Source organism: Sulfurovum sp. bin170 (assembly GCF_010892395.1).
Lineage (GTDB): Bacteria > Campylobacterota > Campylobacteria > Campylobacterales > Sulfurovaceae > UBA1140.
In genome coordinates, this window is the sequence record NZ_JAACKB010000196.1 from 1 (window position 1) to 2,415 (window position 2,415).

3 protein-coding genes and 1 pseudogene are annotated in these 2,415 nt (G+C 35.7%); 1 reads left to right on the forward strand and 3 read right to left on the reverse strand.

The genetic code is table 11. The annotated features are described in order from the left end of the window. The 3 genes from GSY74_RS04555 to rpsL all read right to left on the reverse strand — a co-directional run. A partial coding sequence (locus GSY74_RS04555) for a GTP-binding protein (protein WP_164663922.1) occupies positions 1 to 414 on the reverse strand: 414 nt, incomplete at its 3' end. A gap of 9 nt (positions 415 to 423) precedes the next feature. Next, positions 424 to 891 carry a 30S ribosomal protein S7 gene (gene rpsG / locus GSY74_RS04560; RefSeq protein ID WP_164663923.1) on the reverse strand — a complete coding sequence of 156 codons (468 nt, stop codon included), beginning with the start codon at positions 889 to 891 and terminating at the stop codon, positions 424 to 426. A gap of 124 nt (positions 892 to 1,015) precedes the next feature. Then, entirely contained in the window at positions 1,016 to 1,390 is a 375-nt protein-coding gene (gene rpsL / locus GSY74_RS04565; protein WP_164663924.1) for a 30S ribosomal protein S12, read from the reverse strand. A gap of 466 nt (positions 1,391 to 1,856) precedes the next feature. On the opposite strand from rpsL, the pseudogene GSY74_RS04570 reads away from it, so the two are divergent. Beyond that, positions 1,857 to 2,415: pseudogene (locus GSY74_RS04570) on the forward strand (hypothetical protein); the annotation flags it as partial.

Consider the following 2,415-nt stretch of genomic DNA (forward strand, 5'->3'; position numbering starts at 1 on the left):
ATCGTACTTGTTTACAAATACAATTGAAGGTACACCATAACGGTTTCTTTGTCTCCAAACTGTCTCTGATTGTGGTTGAACCCCACCAACAGCACAGAATACTGAAACAGCACCATCAAGAACTCTCATTGACCGTTCAACTTCAATAGTAAAGTCAACATGCCCTGGAGTATCTATAATGTTAATCTGTTTCTTTGCCCACTCACAAGTAGTTGCAGCAGAAGTAATTGTAATACCTCTCTCTTGCTCTTGCTCCATCCAGTCCATAGTCGCAGCACCATCGTGAACTTCACCAATTTTATGCTCAACACCTGTATAGAAAAGAATTCTCTCAGTAGTTGTTGTTTTACCTGCATCAATGTGAGCAGCAATACCAATATTTCTTACATCTTCGAGTTTGTGTGTTCTTGCCATCTTATCCCCTTACCATCTATAGTGAGCAAACGCTTTGTTCGCTTCAGCCATTCTATATGTATCCTCTTTCTTCTTGAATGCAGAACCTTTATCAGTTGCTGCGTCCATAAACTCATTTGAGAGTCTCTCAATCATAGTTCTCTCATTTCTCTTTCTTGCAGAGTCGATTAACCATCTAATAGCAAGTGTCTGCTGTCGCACTGGTCTAACTTCGATAGGCACTTGATAGGTAGCTCCACCGACTCTTCTACTCTTTACTTCCATTGCAGGTCTGATATTATCCATTGCCTCGTTGAATACCTCAATACCTTTTTTTCCAGATTTCTCTTCAATTCTTGTCAATGCAGCATACATGATTTTCTCTGCTGTTACTTTTTTACCGTCTAACATTACGGCATTGATAAACTTTGTTAAAACTTTTGAACCATGTATTGGATCTGGCAATACTGGTCTTACGGGTGCTTTTCTTCTTCTCATATTATATTTTCCTTCAATCTAATATATCGATTTACTCAATCTGTCTCCCCTAAGGATTTTGAGGCAAACTGGGTCTTCTTTTTATCTATTTTGTTTTGTCGTGTGACATAGTCACACCTACGGTCTATTTTTTTGGTCTTTTTGTACCATATTTAGAACGAGCAACAGTTCTACCATTAACACCTGACGCATCCAATGCACCACGAACGATGTGATATTTAACACCAGGTAAATCTTTGATTCTACCTCCACGCACAAGTACGATTGAGTGTTCTTGAAGGTTATGACCCTCTCCACCGATATATGAGATAACCTCAAATCCACTTGTCAATCTAACTTTTGCAACTTTTCTAAGTGCTGAGTTAGGTTTTTTTGGAGTTGTGGTATAGACTCTAGTACAAACCCCTCTTCTTTGAGGACAGTTTACTAATGCTGGTGATTTTGATTTTTTAATCACCTTTTTTCGTTCTTTACGAACTAATTGATTAATTGTAGGCAATACAATTCCTTTATTTGAATTTAAATCTGGACTTGAAAATCCCAAAAACACGGGATTTAGACGCACTTTTGGGATTTTCAAGCTTGGAAAATGGTGCATATTATAGCGAAATAGGCTTTATAAAATGTGATTTTTTAGGATGGTTTTAGAGTAGTGGTAGTTTATTAGATAAAACTAAACAAAAAGATTTAAACTTCAATTTGAAAGAAAGATAAGAGTTGAAGTAATTTTTTAAAAAGGAGGTATATCAAAGGAGTTTGTGAACGAAATTACTTAAGTCAACCTCAACTCATATTGGAATTAATTTTAGGGAGGAGTATTTTTAATTCCTTATCTTTCATAAGAAGATTATATATGTTTATTGTAAACAAGTGGATAACAGAAAGTCAACAGTATATTAATGACTGAATTGATATTTTTTTTGATATACTATCTTTAAGATAAAAAATTAAATGAGGAGATAAAAATGATATTTAATATTCTAAAAAAAACTCTACTGTTTTGTGCAGTTATTAATCTTGTAGGTTGCAAAAATGAGGGAGCTATTCCACAAGAGTTGGGTCTAGCAGGAGATGGTAAAGGTATTATTGAGAGTTGTTCTGTTGATAGTCGATATGCAGATTTACAAAAAGAGAGTAGTGATGAGCTTAACTACTATCTAAATTTGGCTGGGTTTGCCTATCATAAGGAGGACTATAAACAGAGTAATCAGCTCTTCGATAAAGCTATAGATAAATATCGCTATTTTGAGAACAAAGGGGTGATTTCTGTCTCTCGTACGCTTAGTTATATCACCGCCTCTTTTTTAAATGATACTCATCTGGATTATGAGGGTGATGGATACGAAAAAGTAATGATGCATAACTATAAGGCTATTAACTACCTGATGCTTGATGATAAAGAGGGGGCTAGAGTTGAGATTAGAAACTCCTATCAGAAGCAGATGGAGGAGAAAGAGAAGTTCAAGGATGAGATTGCAGAGTACAAGAAAAAGGATAAAGAGGTGGTTGAGGAGGAGAAGCAAC